The 19,471-nt window shown below is 60.1% G+C and carries 15 protein-coding genes; 5 read left to right on the top strand and 10 right to left on the bottom strand.

Annotated elements, in window-relative coordinates; translation table 11 throughout:
* Positions 1–77: 77 nt before the first annotated feature.
* The 5 genes from Q6A51_RS04595 to Q6A51_RS04575 form a co-directional block, all read right to left on the bottom strand.
* Positions 78–1,991: a cation-translocating P-type ATPase gene (locus Q6A51_RS04595; RefSeq protein ID WP_304574218.1), complete on the bottom strand. Its 1,914-nt coding sequence runs from the start codon at positions 1,989–1,991 to the stop codon at positions 78–80.
* Positions 1,988–3,061: a protease modulator HflK gene (gene hflK, locus Q6A51_RS04590; protein ID WP_304574217.1), complete on the bottom strand. Its 1,074-nt coding sequence runs from the start codon at positions 3,059–3,061 to the stop codon at positions 1,988–1,990. Before hflK (Q6A51_RS04590) ends, Q6A51_RS04595 begins: the two co-directional genes overlap by 4 nt.
* Positions 3,058–4,083, bottom strand: coding sequence for a protease modulator HflC (gene hflC, locus Q6A51_RS04585; protein WP_201001314.1), 1,026 nt, complete (start codon positions 4,081–4,083; stop codon positions 3,058–3,060). The genes hflK (Q6A51_RS04590) and hflC overlap by 4 nt, the downstream gene beginning before the upstream one ends.
* Positions 4,084–4,094: 11 nt before the next feature.
* The gene (gene hflK / locus Q6A51_RS04580) at positions 4,095–6,044 is read right to left on the bottom strand and encodes a protease modulator HflK (protein WP_304574216.1); all 1,950 of its coding nucleotides are present in this window, start codon (positions 6,042–6,044) and stop codon (positions 4,095–4,097) included.
* A gap of 131 nt (positions 6,045–6,175) precedes the next feature.
* Positions 6,176–6,793 carry a TetR/AcrR family transcriptional regulator gene (locus Q6A51_RS04575; protein WP_201019749.1) on the bottom strand — a complete coding sequence of 206 codons (618 nt, stop codon included), beginning with the start codon at positions 6,791–6,793 and terminating at the stop codon, positions 6,176–6,178.
* Between the two features lie 262 nt (positions 6,794–7,055).
* On the opposite strand from Q6A51_RS04575, the gene Q6A51_RS04570 reads away from it, so the two are divergent.
* The 4 genes from Q6A51_RS04570 (at position 7,056) to Q6A51_RS04555 (ending at position 12,740) form a co-directional block, all read left to right on the top strand.
* Complete coding sequence (locus tag Q6A51_RS04570) at positions 7,056–7,802, top strand: YkgJ family cysteine cluster protein (RefSeq protein ID WP_201019750.1); 747 nt, start codon at positions 7,056–7,058, stop codon at positions 7,800–7,802.
* Positions 7,803–8,209: 407 nt separating this feature from the next.
* Positions 8,210–9,829, top strand: coding sequence for a glucan biosynthesis protein D (locus Q6A51_RS04565; protein WP_201019751.1), 1,620 nt, complete (start codon positions 8,210–8,212; stop codon positions 9,827–9,829).
* Positions 9,830–10,136: 307 nt separating this feature from the next.
* Positions 10,137–11,444, top strand: a complete 1,308-nt coding sequence (locus Q6A51_RS04560) for a hypothetical protein (RefSeq protein ID WP_304574215.1) — start codon at positions 10,137–10,139, stop codon at positions 11,442–11,444.
* A 9-nt stretch (positions 11,445–11,453) separates the two neighbouring features.
* On the top strand, positions 11,454–12,740 hold the full coding sequence (locus Q6A51_RS04555; protein WP_304574214.1) for a glycoside hydrolase 5 family protein: 1,287 nt from the start codon (positions 11,454–11,456) through the stop codon (positions 12,738–12,740).
* On the opposite strand, the gene Q6A51_RS04550 is transcribed toward Q6A51_RS04555, so the two are convergent.
* Genes Q6A51_RS04550 through Q6A51_RS04535 form a run of 4 tightly spaced genes read right to left on the bottom strand, consistent with a single transcriptional unit; the run spans position 12,734 to position 17,430 of the window.
* Positions 12,734–13,387 (bottom strand): response regulator transcription factor, encoded by a 654-nt coding sequence (locus Q6A51_RS04550; protein WP_201019754.1) that lies wholly within the window; start codon positions 13,385–13,387, stop codon positions 12,734–12,736. The genes Q6A51_RS04555 and Q6A51_RS04550 overlap by 7 nt on opposite strands.
* Positions 13,387–14,451, bottom strand: coding sequence for a sensor histidine kinase (locus Q6A51_RS04545; RefSeq protein ID WP_304574213.1), 1,065 nt, complete (start codon positions 14,449–14,451; stop codon positions 13,387–13,389). The genes Q6A51_RS04550 and Q6A51_RS04545 overlap by 1 nt, the downstream gene beginning before the upstream one ends.
* Before the next feature lie 54 nt (positions 14,452–14,505).
* Positions 14,506–15,807, bottom strand: coding sequence for an ABC transporter ATP-binding protein (locus Q6A51_RS04540; protein WP_201001326.1), 1,302 nt, complete (start codon positions 15,805–15,807; stop codon positions 14,506–14,508).
* Positions 15,808–15,819: 12 nt separating this feature from the next.
* Positions 15,820–17,430, bottom strand: coding sequence for an ABC transporter permease (locus Q6A51_RS04535; RefSeq protein WP_405046122.1), 1,611 nt, complete (start codon positions 17,428–17,430; stop codon positions 15,820–15,822).
* 445 nt (positions 17,431–17,875) lie between these two features.
* On the opposite strand from Q6A51_RS04535, the gene Q6A51_RS04530 reads away from it, so the two are divergent.
* Positions 17,876–18,628: a substrate-binding periplasmic protein gene (locus Q6A51_RS04530; RefSeq protein WP_201019757.1), complete on the top strand. Its 753-nt coding sequence runs from the start codon at positions 17,876–17,878 to the stop codon at positions 18,626–18,628.
* A gap of 37 nt (positions 18,629–18,665) precedes the next feature.
* On the opposite strand, the gene Q6A51_RS27425 is transcribed toward Q6A51_RS04530, so the two are convergent.
* Positions 18,666–19,370: a methyl-accepting chemotaxis protein gene (locus Q6A51_RS27425; RefSeq protein WP_405046121.1), complete on the bottom strand. Its 705-nt coding sequence runs from the start codon at positions 19,368–19,370 to the stop codon at positions 18,666–18,668.
* Positions 19,371–19,471 lie beyond the last annotated feature (101 nt).

The raw sequence follows: 19,471 nt of genomic DNA, 5'->3' as shown, positions 1-19,471 counted from the left end.
GTGCAGCCTTTCATGGATCACCCTAGTCTTGAATGACCATCAATTTGTAACAGAGTTCTTCGGGCTTGAGTGCCGTCTTACAATTTTAGTAGCGGCTCCTGAAAACGCAGCAAACGCCCGGCATTACCCAGCACCAGCAACGTGCTGAGGTTATGCAGCACAGCCGCAACCATGGCGCCAGCGACACCCAGCAGACCAAAGGCTGCCAGTGCAACAATAGCCAGTGTCCAGCCGAGGCCGATGATCACGTTCACTTGCAACGTCTGGCGACACAGGCGGCTAAGGCGTACGCAGGTGCCGAGACGACGCAAATCGCTGCCGATCAGCACGATATCCGCCGAAGCCAGCGCGATATCGGCACCACCTGCGCCCATGGCGACGCCGACAACACCTGCCTTCAAGGCCAGCGAATCGTTGATCCCGTCACCGACGACCATCGGTCTGAAGCCCTGGGCAATTTCACCCTTCACCCGGTTGAGCTTGTCTTCAGGCAGTGCCTGAGCCTGAACATCGACGATCCCCACTTCCCGCGCCAGATTGTCGGCCACGGTCTGGCGATCACCGGTCAGCAATAATTGCCGTCCCAGGCCCAGCTCGCGCAACTCGGCCAGCGCCTTGCTCGCCTCGGGCTTGAGGCTGTCCGACAGCAACAACCAAGCCTGGAATACCCCGCCCAGCGCCAGCCCGGCCAACGGGCCGTCATGCTCGGGCACCGCAGGCGTGGTAATTCCCAATTGCTCAAACAGCTCGGGACGTCCCAATGCCGCTTCGCCATGGGCTGTCGAAGCCACCACACCCAGGCCCTGACGTTCGCGAATATCGCTGAGCGCCAGCAGTTGATCCTTGTCCACCAGCCCGGCCAGTGCCCGGCTGACCGGATGGCTGCTGGCCGACCCGAGGCTGGCCGCCAACGGCAGCAGGTCTGCATACCCCGTGCTGTCCTGGATCGATTGAAGACGCAGGCTGCCAAACGTCAGGGTGCCGGTTTTATCCACAACCAGCGACGTCAGGTCCGCCAGCTCTTCGAGAAATGCCGAACTGCGGATCAGAATCCCGTGACGGGCCGCCACGGCAATGCCCGCAATGGCCGTGGCCGGAGCCGAAAGCACCAGCGCACAAGGACAGGCAGCGACCAGCACAGCCAGCATCGCCTGAGCATCCTGAGTGATGAACCAGGTCAGCGCGGCAATCAGCAACACCAGCACCATGTAGCTGCCGGCATAACGCTCCAGCAGACGAGTGATCGGCGGCTTGGAACGTTCGGCGCTTTGCATCAGCGCAATGACCTTGCCCAGCGTGGACTGGTCGCCAATGCGCGTCACCTCGATGCGCAGCAGGCCATCAAGGTTGATCGCTCCGCCGTAGACTTCCATTCCGGTCTGAGCTTCCAGCGGTATGGACTCGCCGGTAATGGAGGACGTATCGAGGCTGGCCTGACCGGAAATCACCCGGCCATCGGCAGGCACCCGATCACCGGCCCGCACCTCGACCTGATCGCCAGCCTGCAACGTCGAGTTGTCCACTTCATGAATGCTGCCATCGGCCTTGATCAACCGGGCGTGGCTGCGGGTCAGTTGGCCCAGCGCCTGAATGGCTTCTTGGGAACCGATCACGCTGCGCTCTTCCAGTACATGGCCGAAGATCATGATGATCGGCAGCAAGGCCGCCGTCATGAGGTCGCCTGTAGCCCATGCACCCAGCATCGCCAGCGCAATCAACTGGTCGGTGATGCCATGCAGGCTTGGGTGACGCAAGCTATGCCAACCGGCGCTGATCACCGGGATTGCCACCAACAGCGAGGCCGCGCCCAGCAGCAACTGGCTGACGCCGGTCTGCTCAGGCGCAATCAAACGCCAGATCAGGCCCAGCCCCAATAAACCCAAAGCCAGCATGGCCAGGGTCAACTGACGGGCCGCGCTGCGTTGCTCCGCCCCGCTCAGCAGGCTGGCCGCTTCGGGTCTGGCGTGGGTGTGAACGGCTTCGCCACTCATTGTTCAGCTCCCTGAATGATCAGGCGGGAATCGTCTTTGGGGTCGACAGTAGTGACCGATCCGGCCTGACCGAGAATTTTCGGCACGCGCTCACGGTAGAGGCGTTGCAACAGACCAGGATCGTTGCGGTTCTGGATCGACTGCGCGAGGCTGGCAACGGTCGCGGTGTCGGTCTGGGCCTTGGCCAGTCGCTCCGACGCCTGGGCATGCGCCACCTGCAAGGTTCGGTCGGCTTGCTGGTTGGCAGCCTGAGTGAGCTTTTCCGCATCGTTATGGGCGTTGGCCACGGCTTGGTCCGCTTGCTGGCTGGCGGTCAGCACCGCATTGAAGGCGTTGACGGCGGCCTTGGGCAAGCTGGACTGCACATCCACCCGCGCCACCTCGATACCGACTCCAGCGCCTGTCGCCTCCAGTTCAGCCAGACGCTGGTTGATGCCGCGCACCAGATCGCCACGCAACCGCTCACGCCGTTCGGCAGCCTTGCTGTCAGCTCCGATCAGCTCGGGACGGGCAACCAGAATAGTGTCCAGATCTCGCGCCGCCGTCAGCGCCACGGCGCTGCGATTGACCAGCCGATCCAGTGCAGGCAGCACATGCTCGCTCTGGAGAACGAAAGCATATGGATCGGTCACCTTGTAGAACACCGTCACGTCGAGCTGGACGACACCCGCATCGCCCGTCAGCAGAAAGCCGGAGCCTGCCAGGGCATCGCTCATGGGCACGGCAAAGGTTGCGACCTCATCGGCCTTCTGGGCCTGAGGCGAGCGCAACAGGGTTTCCACCCGGCGCTCGATTACCCGATCCGCCGAAGGCAGCAGAACCACACGTTCCAGTGGCTGCGGCCAGGCAATCAGCAAACCGGCGTTCTGGATCCGCTCCAGCTCACCGAAGCGCATGACCACGGCACGGTTCTGGGGATCGATCTGTCGCACGTTGGAAGTCACCCAGCCCAGGGCCGCCAACAGCGTCACGCCATACAACCCCAGAAACGCCAGACGACTGGCCTGCAACCATGGGCTGTTGACCGCCGGACGCTGCGCTTCTGCCTCGACGCCTGAAGGCTCGCTCATGGCTGCGATCCACTCTTGCCGTCCAGTGTTGGCGGCCCGTCCACCAGCACCCGGAACGGCGCGGCATCGGTGCGCAGGATCAGCCTGGTGCCCGGCGTCACCACCGTGCCCAGCGTGTCGAGGGAGCGCAGCAGGTTGTAGAGCTGCGGCGAGCCCGCATAGGCGCGGCCATAGATCTCGGCGGCTTCGACCCGAGACTGAGCCTCGATATCCGCCGCCTTGACCGTGGCGTCGGCTTCGACGATCCGCGCATCACGCTCGGCAGCCGAACGGATCTGCGCGGCTTCGCGCTTGCCGGCGGCCGTGCGCTCGGTGGCAATGGTTTCACGCTCGGCACGCATGCGATCGACCGTGGCGCTGAGCGTCACCGAAGGCAAGGTCAGGCGCTCCACGCCGACCTGCAGGACTTTCACGCCATAGGTCGTGAGCAACTGCTGCTCGATCTGCTGGCGCAGCTGGTTCTCGAAAGCCGTGATGTTCACTTTGCTGGCATCGGTATTGACCAGGTTCGACAAGTCGAAGCTGCTGGCGGTGGTTTCCAGCGCCGAGCCGACGAAGGTGCGAATCTGCCGGGCAGCCTCATCGGGCTGGTTCTGTACGGCGCGCATGAAACGCTGAACGTTGTCCCCATCGCCCTGCACCTGCCACGCCACATAAGCCTGGACGATGATGCGCAGACCATCGCGGGTGCCCACATCCTGCAAACCGCTGGAGGTGGTGCGCAAACGCAGGTCCACAGGGATCGCCGCCTCGAACGGCGCAGGCCAGCGCCAGCTCAGGCCCGGCTCCAGCAAGACGCGGGACGGATTGCCGAAGCGGGTAATCACCGTCGCCTCCCCCGAACGAACCTGCACCAGACTCGCCGTGGCGACCGCAAATGCAATCAGCAATACCGCCAGCCCCATTCGCAGCCAGGGACGCTTCCCTGAGCCGACGGCTTCATCGTGATGATGGTGGTGATGCCCGCCATGGGCATGGTCGCTGTGGTCGTGATGATCATGGTGATGATGGAACAGACTCAAGGGACGACTCCTTACTGAACGGCTTTACGCGGCGCCGTTGGGTCTGCCGGTGGGGTGAAGGTGCGAAGGTCGATGGTCGGCGCACTAGTGCCGCCCAGACGATGGTCGAGAACCAGCAGTCTGGCGCTGCCCAGGCCCTGACTGAGCCGGGTCAGGTATTGCTCCAGCAGGAACGCTTGGCCCGCCTCGGTGTAAGCCTGACGCTCGGCACTGAAACGCAGGTCCGCGCCTTGCGCCGTCGCCAGCACTTCACGTGCATTGGCACTGGCCTGGTCATGGGCGACGCTGGCATTGAGTTGCGCCTGATTGGCCTGGGCACTGGCCGCGCCGCGCTCGCGGGCGATCAAGGCCTGGGCGCTGATCTGCGCAGCCTGCACGGCATGGTAGGCATTGGCGGCACCGGCTGGTGGATGGATGGCTTCGACCACCGTGGCGAGAATTTCCACGCCACTATCGAGACGCTGCAAGTCGGCCTGAACCGCTTTGCCAATGTCTTCGGCCAGCCCTGTGCGTTGTTCGCCGAGCAGCTCATCCAGCGTGCGGGAAGCGAAGTCGTGGACCAGCACACGGCTGGCGGTGCTGCGAATCAGGGTCGGCACATCGGCACTGTTGTAGGTCGCGGCCAGCGCAGCGGCGTCGCTCAAGCCGATGCGATAGACAAAGCGCACATCCATGTTCACCACCTGGAAGCTCTGCTTGTCACCCGTGCTGCTGGCGATCACCTGGGATTTCTCGTTGATGTGGCTGGCGTCCCACAGGCGATTGGCGCTGGCGGGCGGCGGACCTTCGGCAGGGTCCAGAAGCTGTTCCACGGCACTGGCCTCGGAAACGCTGGTGGCCATCTCGTGAACCACGCCGTTTTCCACCGCCAGCACCTTGCCGAACGGCCATGGCAACCCGACATGCAGACCCGGCCCGAACACCTCGACCGGTTTGCCGAAGCGCTCATAAATCCCGCGCCCCTGCATTGAAATTTCATGCACGCCCGTAAGCGCCCAGCCCAAGGCAGCAACCACCGCCAGCACCGGCAGAAACGCACGCCGCATATAGCTCAGCGCCCAGATCTGGCGCAGGTCGATACCAAACCGGTTATGCAATTCATGCTGCAAAACCAGCAACGGCCGAGGCGGCCAGCGCAACAGATCGGCAATCAGGCTGCTGGCCATCAAGCGTGGCTCAAGACGCTCATTGCGCGGAGTGAAGAGCGACAGCAGCGCCCGAAGCAGGAATTCGACAGCGACCAACGCTGGCAGGATGCCGACCAGCACCGCCAGCCGTGGCGGCCAGACGCGATCCACGCTGGCAAAGAACAGACACAGCGCCCCGACCAGCAAGACCCCGATGACCATGCGGGTCAGTTGCGCCAGTTGCCCGGCTTCAGGCCATTGGGCGGTCTGTTCGTGACTGAACTGCCGCTCCAGCACCAGCAATCCGAAAGCCATCAGCAGCATGAGGCTGCCCGCCAGACTGGCGACAGATGACAGCTCGGTGCCGGGCAAGCTCAAGTCCCAGACCATGCGGATACATATCAGCGCCAGCAGCGACCAGCCGGCAAGCCACAATGCCGCGGTGCCCAAGTGTGCGAGCATGGATTCGCCAGCATCGCTGAGCCGGGTCAGCAGGCGCTCGTACCAACCGGCTTCGTCGATCTGCGGCAACGTCTGGCTCTGTTCAAGCGGCGCGAGTGTGCCCAGGGCACGAGCGCGCCAGCGGGCGATCCCCAGCGCCGATTGCAGTCCGGCAGCCAGCAACAACAAGGCAGCAGCACCGTTGACGAGCACCGCCATCCACAAGGAACTGGGGGAAAACAGATCGACGAACAGCGCCAGCAACAGCACCGTGATGCTCGTGCCGACAGCCAGGTACCTGAGCCGACTCAGGCGCTGTGCCTGTTGTGCAGCCAGTTGAAAGCGCGGCAAACCCTCAAGGCCTGCGCGCCCGATATCCAGATCAACCCGCATTGCTACCCCGGAACCTGACTAACCCCATGAATGATAGCGTTACGATATAACGCTTATCGTGAAACTTTCGTCAGGTGACTCCGCGTCTCTGGCCGCTACGAGCAAACAATATTGTTCAGCAGCCCGGCCTGCTATCTCTCAGAAGGAGAAGGCCAGACAGACATGGCCAAATCCACGATCTCAAACAGCTTCTGCCGATCCGCTCCATCGCGTGCCTGTGCCGCCACTCCCTGAAGTATTGCCATGAAAAACCCCGCCAGAACCGCAGCGTCAGTGCCAGGAGGAAGTTCACCTTTCTGGATGCCTCCCCTGATCGTTGAGACGAAGTCGGTTTCCATGTCACGGCGAATTGCAGCCAGATGTTCGCGGACATCGGCAGCCGCTTCCGAACAACTGACCGCAGCCGTGGCGAGCAGACATCCGGAAGAACCGGAATTGGCTGTAAACACATCGACTGCATGATGCAATGAACCCAGAACGCTTTCACGAACTGTAGCGTTCGCATCAAGCTCCTTTCTGGAAGCCATTCCCTTTTTGACATACAGATCCACAACCTCCAGAAAAAGCTGTTTCTTGTCTCCGAAGGCGGCATAGATGCTTGGAGCGGTCACCCCCATTGCCTTGGTCAGCGTGGCCATGGACGTGGATTCATAGCCATGCTCCCAGAAAGCGAGCATTGCCTTTTCCAGTACGACATCGCGGTCAAAAGAAAGCGGACGTCCCGATTTTTTAGATTCGACTGTTTTCATAATGATCGCTATGAAATGTTTGACAGCGTCTGCGTGGCCGGGATAAAAGCATTTCGTAATGAACGTTACGAAATATAAGGCTTGAAAAATTATGTCACATAAATGGTTACAAGTTGGCCTGCAAGCAGACAACCCGTCGTGACGTCGAGCGTGGAAAGCCTATAGCTCACCCCCCTGAAAACAAAATGACGGTCTGACTCAAGCTTCCAGCCTGGGCACAGGTTCGTCCGTGCGAATAAATCTGTAGCTCCAGGTATGGAACATGCCAAGCAATGTAATCCGATATAACTGCGTGGGTTGCGGTATCTGCTGTAAAGGCCGGCTTGTACCCTTGACGCTGAACGAAGCCGAACAATGGCTGGCTCGCGGACACGATGTAGCGGTGATCCTGGAGGCCTTCAACGAGCTGACCTGGCCAGCCGATTCAAGAGAATATGCGCACAGCGCTGGCAGGTCGGTCGCGGTCAACGATGCCCAGAGCAGCATTCGCGTCATTGCGGTGTTCGCTGGCAATGCCCTTGAGCAATGCCCGAATCTGCGTGCGGATAACCTGTGCGGTATCTATGAAGAACGCCCGCTGGTCTGCCGGATTTACCCGATGGAAATCAATCCATTCATCGAGGTGAACAAGGACAACAAGATCTGTCCGCCCGAGTCCTGGGAAAGCGGCGACATCCTGTGTACCGATGGCGTAGCCAATCCCGAACTTCAGGCACTGGTCAACCGCTCCAGGCAAGCCGACATCGTTGACGCTGCGGCCAAGATAGCAGTCTGCGCACAACTGGGCATCAAGGTGGCCAGTTGGAAGGAGGATGCATTCGCGGTCTATTTCCCGGAGCGTTTGCAACTGATCGATGCGATACGCAGCAGCAAGGAGGCCACCGTAGAGAACTGGAGCGAAAACTGGAAAGTACGGGTCGATGATCCGCAACTGCACGAGCGCCTGCTTGCACACCATATTCCGCTGGCCGCCGCGGATGACTGTGACTATATCTTTCACAAGTTGTAGCAAGGCAACGGCAAAAGCTCCTGGCGTTCAAGCCCGTGAGCACCCCGATTGGCGGGTTGGGCCGCCTGAAAGGCATGGCAAAATGATTGCTGAATATTGCATGGCGAATGGCTTCCAGACGTCACGCAAACTCAACTTCCTGACCGCTCATTCGCACCCGACTCGTCTGAAAGCCTTATGCCAAGCGGCGATGAGCGGGATGAGGCGGTCGGGCCGGTTCTGAAAACCTTCCCGCCCTGCCCTTCAAGTGCCATATTCATTGATGATGAGCGGCATTTTTTTTCACCTATTTTGGAACAGCATCTCGTCTTTGTTATCTGTTGTGGGTAGTTTGCGTTCGGCAAGGAGTCGTTGGCGCGCCATTTTCTTGTGCAGGACGCACAGAATTACTCAGAGGCTTCACTTTTATGAATCGCAGGAATCTCCTTAAAGCTTCCATGGCGTTGGCCGCCTATAGCAGCTTGCCAGCCTCGGGGCTTTTTGCTGCGCGAGCGCTTGCCGCAGCTGCGGACGGCGAGATAGAACATTTCGATTTCCCGACATTGCAGGCTCACGCCAAACAACTGGCCGGCAAGGCCTATGTCAGCACCAAGCAGGTGCTGCCGCCGGTATTGGCGAACATGACGCCGCTGCAATTCAACGCCATCCGCTATGACGCCGCGCACTCCTTGTGGCATGACGTCAAAGGCCAGCTCGACGTACAGTTCTTCCACGTCGGCATGGGCTTCAAGACGCCCGTGCGCATGTACAGCCTCGACGCCAAGACCAAACAGGCGCGCGAAGTGCATTTCCGTCATGAACTGTTCAATTACGAGAACAGCGGCATCGACAAAAATCTGGTCAAGGGCGACCTGGGCTTTGCCGGATTCAAGCTGTTCAAGGCTCCACAAATCGCCGTCAACGATATCGTGTCGTTCCTGGGCGCCAGTTATTTCCGCGCAGTGGACGGCAACAATCAGTACGGCCTGTCAGCACGCGGTCTGGCCATCGACACCTACGCCAAGCGCCAGGAAGAGTTTCCCGACTTCACCAAGTTCTGGTTCGAGACGCCGGACAAGAATGCCACCCGTTTCGTGGTCTATGCCTTGCTGGACTCGCCGAGCGCCACAGGTGCCTATCGCTTCGACATCGATTGCCAGTCCGGTCAGGTGGTGATGGAAGTCGACGCACATATCAACGCGCGGGCCGACATCGAGCAACTGGGCATCACGCCGATGACCAGCATGTTCAGTTGCGGCACCCACGAGCGCCGCATGTGCGACTCGATTCACCCGCAACTGCACGACTCCGACCGGCTGGCCATGTGGCGCGGTAACGGCGAGTGGATCTGCCGCCCGCTGAACAACCCGGCCAAACTGCAATTCAACGCCTTCTCCGACAAGGACCCGAAGGGCTTCGGCCTGGTGCAGTACGACCACAACTTTGCCAGCTATCAGGATACGGTTGTCTGGTACCACCGCCGCCCAAGCCTGTGGGTCGAGCCCACGACGCCGTGGGGTGAAGGCGAGGTCAGCCTGCTGGAGATCCCGACCACGGGCGAAACGATGGATAACATCGTGGTGTTCTGGACCCCCAAGGCCAAGGTCAAGGCTGGCGAGTCACTCAACTACGGCTACAAGCTGTTCTGGAGCCCGCTGCCACCAGTCAGCACTCCGCTGGCTCAGGTCAATGCGACCCGTTCGGGCATGGGCGGCTTTACCGAAGGCTGGGCACCGGGCGAGCATTACCCCAAATACTGGGCACGTCGTTTCGCGGTGGACTTCCACGGCGGCGGCCTGGATCGTCTCCCAGAAGGTACAGGTATCGAGCCGGTGCTCAAGGTTTCCCACGGCAAGGTCCAGGACTTCAACATCCTGGTACTGCCGGACATCAAGGGTTACCGCATCACCTTCGACTGGCTGCCTGACAGCGACTCGGTAGAGCCGGTGGAAATGCGCATGTTCATCCGCACCGGGGATCGCACCCTGAGTGAAACCTGGCTGTACCAGTACTTCCCGCCTGCCCCGGACAGACGCAAGTACCCGTAATGCTCTGAAACCCGCAACAGTTGCAGGACCGGATTTATCCGGGAAGACATGATTGCTGACGGTGAAGAGGCAGTGAATGCACTGGCCTCTTCCCGGATAAATCCGGTCCTGCCTGGTTTTGATCACCTCTAAAAGTTGACAGTATCGTGAACTGCGACTGATATATCCCTTGTCACGCCGTTGCGAGCATTCGCTCCAGACTTGTTTCCCCTCCTCAAGCTCATCCCCTTATCGGCCCGTCTGTCGCGGTCGAGGGCGGTAGCTATGCCCATCCGAAATTCCTGACGCTCTTCAGAAGGCCTACATCATGGAGTTGAACCCTGTGGACAATACGGGCGAGAAACCGTCGCTCCTGTCTTTCGATAAGTCGACCGTAGTGGTGCTGGTTGCCATCGGTCTGATTCTGGTCGAAACCTTTTCCGGCGCCCTGCGTTTCTATTTCGACAAGGTCGGCATCAGCCCGCTGCTCTATCTGCCCAAGATGGCCTGCGTCCTGCTGTTCGTCATGGAGTTGCGCACCCTCAAGGCCGGAAGACTGTTCTGGACATGCATGGTGCTGTGGCTGATTTACGCACTGCTGGCGATGCTGCACAGAGCCCATGTATTCAATCTGGCATTCAGCCTGTTCGCCTTGAGCCCGCTGTTTTTCGGGCTGGTGTGCAGCGAGCACCTGTTCCATCGAAGAAAGCTGCTCGGCTGGGCCATCGGCTTTTGTCTGCTGGCATCTCTGGTGGGGCTGGCGCTGGACAAGTTCACCTTCGTGCCCTGGAAAGGCTACAGCTACAGCGTGGGAGAAACGCAACTGAGCGCCAACACATCCTGGAGTTCGGATGAGGAAGACCGGGTCGCCGGGTTCGCCCGGATGTCCAGCCTGCTGGCCATACTCATCGCCATCTACAGCCTGTATCTGCTCATGTTCATCCGCTCGCGCCCGGTCCTCATGGTGCTGAGCGCAGTGGCGCTCTACGCGATTGTGCTGACCACCAGCAAAGGCCCAGCCGTCGCTTTTATGCTGACTCTGGGTTTGTTGCTGATCCAGCGCATGACCTGGATCTGCCGGCTTGCCTGCATCATGGCAGTCATGGCCGGTCTGCTGCTGCCGACGCTGGGCCTGCTGTATGACTTCGATGCCCGAACGGTCAGCAGCGGTGGCAGCTCGATGGCATCGCTGTATGACCGGCTGAACAATACCTGGCCCAACATCGCCGAAGCCATGACCTTTGCGGGCTGGGGAATTACCGGCGCGGGCTTCGGAATGGTCGGCAGTACGCTGACGATGTTCCCGGTTCCAGGTGCCGATATTTTCATGACCATCGACAGCAGCGTCATGTACTTGTGGGTGATGCTGGGCGCGACCGGGCTGCTGCTGTATGCGCTGCAGATTCCCATGTTCTTCGCACTGATCAACGATCAGAGCCACGTGGGGCGCATGTTGCTGGCGATCAGTTTTTGCTGCTGCCTGATCAGTTGGACCACGGACATCTTCGAGGTAGCGGTAGCCAACCTGTTCATCGGCCTGACCATAGGCCATGTGGTGTTCGCCAAGCGTGAAGAAGATGCTCTGGCAACCCGTTCACCGGAAATGCAGATCAGCGCCCTCCCCGCGCAATACTGAGGCTTCAACATGAGAACCCTTGCATGCCTGCTGCTGGGTTGCCTGGCCGGTAACGCATCGGTGCAGGCCGAACCGGTATTTCTGGTCGGTATCGGCACCCATTTGATGAACTTCGACCAGCCCGTCCGGCAGCCGCTGAACCTCGCCGCACAGGCTGGCTTCAACGCGGTCAGGGACGATATCTTCTGGTCGACCGCCGAACCCAGTCCCAATCAGTTGCGTATCGTTCCGCAATGGCGCAATTACCTGAACCTGGCCAGTGACCTGAACCTCAACAGAACGGCAATCCTGGGCTACAGCACTTACTTTCATGACAACGCCAAGCCGCGCACGCCCGAAGTCACGGTGCCCTTTCTGAAATACGTCGATTACGTCACCCGGCAACTGGGCAACAAGATCAGCTTTTACGAGGTCTGGAACGAGTGGGATCTGGACGGGCCAAAAGACCGCCAGCTCAGCCTGGATTATGCCGATCTGGTGCGCAGCACCGTGCCAGTGATTCGCCAGAACACCCTCAATGCCAACGGCACTCCGGCAAAGATCCTGGCAGGAGCCATTACCCGCGACGGCATGAATGGTGGTTTCGCGGATGGCCTGATCGAAAGCGGCGTGCTGGATCTGGTGGACGGCCTTTCCCTGCATCCTTACGCCCATTGTTCCGCTACCAACGGCAATACGCCGGAAGCCTGGGTGCGCTGGATGACCCGCTACGAGCTGGACATCCGCACCCGTGTTGGCCGCGCTGTGCCGCTCTACCTCACGGAAATGGGCTGGCCCAGCCATCAGGGGCCTTGCGGCAAAAGTGAAGTGACCCAGGCCGTGTACATGGCGCGGATCTTTTTCCTGTCGCGCACGGTGCCTAATGTCAAAGGCCTGTGGTGGTACGACCTGCTCAATGACGGACCGAACCGTTACGACCAGGAGCACAACTTCGGAGTGCTCAATGAAGACCTCTCGCCCAAGCCCGCCTACACCATGATGCAAGCCATTGCGCCGGTCATCAGCAGCTTCACCTACGATGCACAGGCCAGCACCCTGAGCGACAGCACTTACCTGCTGTACTTCGACAAGGGTGATGAGCGTGTTCTGGTGGCCTGGGCAATCGGCGCACCGAAAGACGAAAAAATCATCAGCGACAAGCCCATGAGCGGCCCGGTGAGGCTGACCGATACCATCAACCCCGAACAGGGCAGCATCGACAGTAAGCAGTCATGGCAGTGCCAGGCCAGCCGCTGCTCGACCTCGGTCAGGCTGACCAATTTCCCCAAGATCATCAGCCTGAGCAGCAATCACTGATCGTGCGACACCGCTGATGGCTGAATGCGCTCGGCAAACTTGACCAGATCCGCCAATGAGTCCGCCTGCATCTTGCGCATGACCGAGCCACGCCGGACCTTGACCGTTATCTCGCTCACGTTGAGCCGGTCCGCAATCTGCTTGTTCAGCAGGCCGCTGACCACAAGGTCCATCACCTGCTGCTCACCGGCATTGAGGCTTGCATAACGCCGTTGCAACTCGGTTTCCACTGCGCTGGCCTGACGTCTTGCCCGGTCCCGCACCAAGCCTTGCTGGATGGCGTCCAGCAAATCCTGCTCGCGAAAAGGCTTGGTCAGAAACTCCAGAGCCCCCGCCTTCATCGCCCGCACCGACATGGGAATATCACCATGACCGGTGATGAAAATCACCGGCAGGCCGATGCCCCACTTCACCATCTCACGCTGAAAATCCAGGCCGCTCATGCCCGGCATGCGCACGTCCAGAATCAGGCAACCGGGCGCATCGGGCCGCGAGGCGTCGAGAAACTCCTGAGTCGAGCCAAACAGCATGGAGCGCAGCCCGACCGAGGCCAGCAAGTCCTCCAGAGACGAGCGCACCGACTGATCGTCGTCGACCACGTAAATGATCGGTTCCTCGACCTGCGGGGCCGGAACGATTGTTTTCATCAGCTCTCCATCTTTGCGGTAGGCAGGGTGAAGTGAAACGTCGCGCCGCCTTGCTCGCCGGGTGTCATCCAGATGCGTCCGCCATGGGCTTCGATAATGGAGCGACTGATCGCCAGCCCAATCCCCATCCCCTGTTCTTTGGTCGTGTAGAAGGCATCGAAAATCCGGTCGAGATGTTCCGCCGGAACGCCGATACCGTTATCGCGCACCGAAAATCCGATATCCGCGCCTGCGCTCCAGTCGACCACCACCTGCAACTGGCCATGGCCTGACTCAAGACCGCTCATGGCGTCCATCGCATTGAGCATCATGTTCAGCAACACCTGCTGGATCTGCACCCGGTCGGCCAACAGCGGAGGCAAGCCGTCGGGAATTTCCACCGTCAGGGTAATGCCCTGCTGGTTCATTTCACTATGGGCGAGGGAAACGATTTCGGCGACGGCATCGGCCACGCTCACCCACTCCTTGTGGGTCGGGGCCGGTTTCGCCAGCGCACGCACATGCACGATGACATCACTGGCCCGATTGGCATCACTGATCATGCGCTCGATGGCCTGTCGGGCCTTGGGCAGATTCGCAGGCTCGCTGGCCAGCCAGCGCAGCCCGGCATTGCCACTGGTGACAATCGCCGCCAGCGGCTGATTGACCTCATGGGCGATGGAAGCCGTCAGTTCGCCCAACATATTGACCCGGGCAATCTGCGCCAACTGGGTACGCGCCTCATGAACCGTCCGGACTGCCGCTGCCAGGCGCAATGCCAGATACGTCGTCATGGCGATGGCCAAGAGGCTGATACCACAATTGATCAGCCCCGCTTCGCTGGAGCGGGAAGTGGTCAGTTCGTAACTGAGCACCGTCAGCCCCATACACGCCAGCGCGACCGCGATCACGCCGCCAGCGGGCATGAACCTGACAGCCATGAGCACCACGGCAATCTGAAAGACGCCGACCGCGATTTCCAGATCCGTCAGCGTATCGGCAATCGCAATGGCCACCGCCAGGGCGAGCAATAATGCCAGTCGAACAGCCATTGCCGCCTTGCCAAAGGTTTTCGACTCGCGCATTGCCCGTGTCTCGCTCGTTGATGAAAGCTGAATATGCCAGTTTTCCTGCAAAGCTTATGAAGGATTGTCGAGGCTGAACTGATCCAGCAATTCATCATAGGCAAAAAGCTCGGCATAGCGGCCCCACTGGGTGACGCTGCGCAAGGTCTGCATCGCATCGCCTTCGGACATGAAGTCTTCGAGCTGGTCACGAAAGCGTCGCGCAGGCGCAGTATGGGTTGCACGATCATCCAGAACCCGACGGATATGCGCCACCAGCGGCACGAAGCTCAGCAGGTGGTGGGCGAAGAGCTGCTTGCGCTCGTCGACATCCGCCAGCGCATAACGACGCGCAGCCGGCAGCAGGCGGATATCGCCACCCTTGAGTTCGGCAAAGCGCAGCAATTGCAGGACTTCGGCAATCGGGAACAGCTCATCGGCGTTGTAGTGCAGCGCGCTCGCCAGCTCCGGCAAATCCGCCGTGGCACCATAAGGCGGTGCATGAATCGCCTCGATCAGCCCGGCCAGCGCGTTGATTGATACCTGCGGCAGCACCATGCCCAACCCAGTCCCCGGAAAAACGCCCTGACGCAACTCGCCAGCGCCACTGTCCTGAGTCATGAGCACGTAGATCTCCTCGACCAGCGCCCTGAAAGACGGGTCCTGACGATTGCGCGGCTGCGGCAGGTCGACCTTGATTTCGCTAACCACCCGACCGGGGTTGGAGGAGAACAGCAGGATGCGATCACACATCAGCACCGCTTCGGCAATGTTGTGGGTCACCATCAGGATGGACTTGATGGGCATCCGGCCTTCCGACCACATGTCCAGCAGGTCGGTGCGCAAGGTTTCGGCGGTCAGCACGTCGAGGGCAGAAAAAGGCTCGTCCATCAGCAGCACGTCAGGGTCGATCACCAGAGCACGGGCCATGCCCACGCGCTGGCGCATGCCGCCCGACAACTCCTTGGGATAGGCACTCTCGAAACCGTCCAGGCCAATCAGGTCGATGGCCGCCAGTGCGCGCTTGCGACGCAATTCGGCAGGCACTCGCTGCGCCTCCAGGCCAACCTCCACGTTCTCCAGCACTGTCAGCCACGGGAACAGCGCAAAGCTCTGGAAAACCATGCTCACGGTGGGTGCGCGCCCTTGCGGCCCGGCGGGGAAACTCACTTCGCCAGCGGTGGGCACCACCAGACCGGCAATCGAGCGCAGCAACGTGGACTTGCCCGAACCCGAGCGGCCCAGCAGCCCGATGATCTCGTTTTCGTTGAGCTTCAGCGTCACGTTATCGAGCACCAGACGCTCTTTGCTGGCCTTGCCGTAGACATGCCGGACGTCACGGACATCCACCAGGCAGCGCTTTTCGATAGTCATCATGGCTTCCACTCCTCAAACCAGGCTCAAACGCCGCTCGGCAAACCCGTACAGCGGGCGCCAGAGCAGGCGGTTGAAAGCAATTACAAACACCGACATCACGACAACACCCAAGGCAACCCTGGCAAAATCCCCGGCCTGAGTAGCGTTGGCGATATACGAGCCCAGCCCGGTCGCCTCCAGCGACTTGTCGCCCCAGGACACTGCCTCGGCCACAATGCTGGCGTTCCACGAACCGCCGGAAGCGGTGAGCGCGCCGGTGATGTAGTAAGGGAAGATCCCCGGCAAGGCCACGCGCCGCCACCATTGCCAGCCGCGCATGTTGAACATCCCGGCCACCTCGCGCAGATCGGTCGGCAACGCGCTGGCCCCGGCGATCACGTTGAACAGGATGTACCACTGAGTCCCCAGGACCATGAGCGGCGAGAGCCAGATATCCGGGTTCAGGTTCAGCCCGACAATGGCGATGACTGCAAACGGAAACAGCACGTTGGCAGGGAACGCCGCGAGAAACTGCGCGACCGGTTGCAGGCGCTCAGCCCACGCCGGGCGCAGGCCGATCCAGACGCCAATCGGCACCCAGATCAGGCTGGCAATGACAATCAACAGGACCACACGCAACATGGTCGCCAGCCCCAGACCAAAAGCGTTCAGTGCGTCGTCCAGCCCCAGTGACGCACCGATGAAATGCATCAGCCAGACACTGCCAGACACACAAGCAGCCAACACCAGCATCCGCCAGAAGCCGTCAGCCAGACGGGAAGACTCCGGCCTGGATACCGCTTTGCGGGAGCGCCCCAAGGCCGTCCAGTCCATCGACATCAATACCCGCCATGGCACCGTGAACACCGTGCAGAGCGCCGGAATCAGACGCGAACGCCCCAACAGGCTGTACATCCACGAACGCGGACGCTTTTGCGAAGCCGTCTGCTCGAAACGAAACTTGTCAGCCCAGGCCACCACCGGCCGAAACAGCAACTGGTCGTAGCACAGGATCACCAGCGCCATGGCGCCAACCGCCCAGGCCACCGCTGCCATGTCCTTGCGGGCTATCGCCAGAGCCAGCCAGGAACCGATGCCCGGCAGGTTGATCTGGGTGTCGGCAACCGAAATAGCCTCACAGGCCACGACAAAGAACCAGCCGCCGGACATCGACATCATCATGTTCCACACCAGCCCCGGCATGGCGAACGGCAGTTCCAGCCGGACAAACCGGAGCAACGGCGAAAAACCGAACTGACGACTGACTTCATTCAAATCGCTCGGCACCGTGCGCAGCGATTGATAGAAACTGAACGTCATGTTCCAGGCCTGGCTGGTAAAGATGGCAAAGACGGCGGCCAATTCCGCACCCAGTTGCCGACCGGGAAACATGCCCATGAAAAAGGTCACGGTAAATGCCAGAAAACCCAGGACCGGCACGGACTGCAAGATGTCCAGCGCGGGCACAATAATCATCTCGGCCTTGCGACTCTTGGCCGCCAACGTGGCCACGATGAACGTAAAGATCAATGAAGCCGCCAGGGCCGCAAACATGCGCAAAGTCGTGCGCAATGCATAATCCGGCAACTGTGCCGGATCGAGCACCATGGGCGTGCTTTCCAGCGCGGCCAAGGGTTGCGTCATCTGATGGACACCGTGAAACACCAATACCGCGATCACCGCCAGAAGCAGCACGCAGATGAAGTCGGCCAGACCGGACACAGGGCTGCGTGTCGCACCGTATTTAATGGCTGGCAATTTTTTATCGGATTCAAAGACAGAGTTCATTGCTCACCTCGAACAATTGCGTACAGGCAAGGGCGGCAAGTATCAAAAGACCTGGCCGTGAGCGTTGAGCGGAAAGTTATGAAAAACAACAGTGCTCTATTACACGGCCAAGTTTATAGAAGTCCGTGAAATGCTTAAAACCTGCAAAAGTAGCCAATTAACAAACTTGCATATAACTTCCCTATACCAAGGTATATCGGTGCAGGGTCCTCTAAACCGATTGGGCAAGAACTATCCATATCATTGCCACACGCAACGACTACATTGAGTATTCAGCAAGGACTTCGCAGGGAAACCGGGCATGAGATTTGGGCTACTGGTCACAGGCTTTGTTCTGGCACTGCTGCAACCGACAGGGCATGCGCTGTCAGCTCCGTATCTGGCGGGAGGCAGCGAGTGGCGACCGTTCAGCTATGCGGATGAGCAGGGCAACCTGCAAGGGATATCCATCGACATCGGGCGGCGCGTGCTGGAGATGGCGAATATCGATGCAGAATTCGTTTCCTATCCGGTCAATCGTCTGCAAGCCATGCTGGACAAGGACCAGATCGACCTGAACTATGCCGACTCGCCCAGTTGGAACAGCCCCGAAGATTTAAAGCGCTATGTGTTTTCCATCCCGTACATGACCGTAAAGGAGCACCTGTACTTCGTCACGGATCACCCGGCAGCCACAACCCCTGTGGATAAACTGCACGACCTGACCATTGGCATGGTTCGGGGATATACCTATCGCGCACTGGAAACCGCTTTTGCCCAGAGGCGTGTTTCCAGGCTGGAAACCTCGCAGGACCTGGCACTGCTCGAACTGCTGCAAACCCGGCGTGTAGACACCGTGGCCATGATCGATGAGCTATACGATTACCTGATCGCCAGCCATCGAATCGACCCCGCCAACTTCCGCCAGGGCGCCCAACTCAGCGAAGCGCCACTGGCGATCAAGTTGCAGCGCAGGCACGCCGCTCTCCTGCCACAAATCAACGCCGCGATCCTCAACCTGCAACGTAATGGCGAAGTGGAGAGAATCCGCCAGTCATACCTGCCAGCCCTGTAAAGGCCCGCCCAGGAGCGAATTCATTCGCTCCTGCCTATTACACCCGGAAATGGCTCACCATCATCTGCAACTGGTTGCCCAGCCGCGCCAGCTCTACGCTGGAGGCTGCGGTTTCTTCGCTGGCTTCGGCCGTCTGCTCGGACACATCGCGAACGTTCAGGATGCTGCGGCTGATTTCGTCAGCCACCGAACTCTGCTGTTCGGCTGCGGCGGCGATCTGCTGGTTCATGGCCTGAATGCTGGAGACCGTGCGTGTGATGCTTTCCAGAGAAGTACCAGCCTTGCGAGTCAGAGCGACGCTGCTGTCGGTCAGGCTACGGCTGCCGAGCATGATATCGGAGACCTGACGGGTGCCGTTTTGCAGGCCTGCCACCAACGTCTCGATTTCCTCAGTCGATTGCTGGGTACGTTGAGCCAGACCACGCACCTCGTCAGCCACCACCGCAAAACCACGCCCGGCCTCACCGGCACGCGCCGCTTCGATAGCCGCGTTGAGTGCCAGCAGGTTGGTCTGCTCGGCCACCGCCTTGATCACGTCCATGACCTTGCCGATCTTGTCGCTTTCCTGCTCCAGTACCGTCATGGCATCGCTGGAGCGCAATACTTCAGCGGCCAGTTTTTCGATCTGGTGAATGGCTTCGCCCACCACCTTGTCACCTTCGCGGGCTTCCTGGTCGGCGGTCGAAGCTGCAACCGAGGCTTGCTCGGCGTTGCGCGCCACTTCATGCACCGTTGCCGACATTTCATGCATGGCCGTCGCGACCTGATCGGTCTCGACTTTCTGGCTGTTGACCCCGGCGCTGGTCTGCTCGGTCACGGCTGAAAGCTCTTCGGCAGCGCTGG

Source organism: Pseudomonas serbiensis, from assembly GCF_030580745.1.
In the GTDB taxonomy this organism is placed as follows: Bacteria; Pseudomonadota; Gammaproteobacteria; order Pseudomonadales; family Pseudomonadaceae; genus Aquipseudomonas; species Aquipseudomonas serbiensis.
The sequence above is the reverse complement of the archived record's forward strand: the minus strand, read 5'-3'. Positions and strand labels throughout refer to the sequence as shown.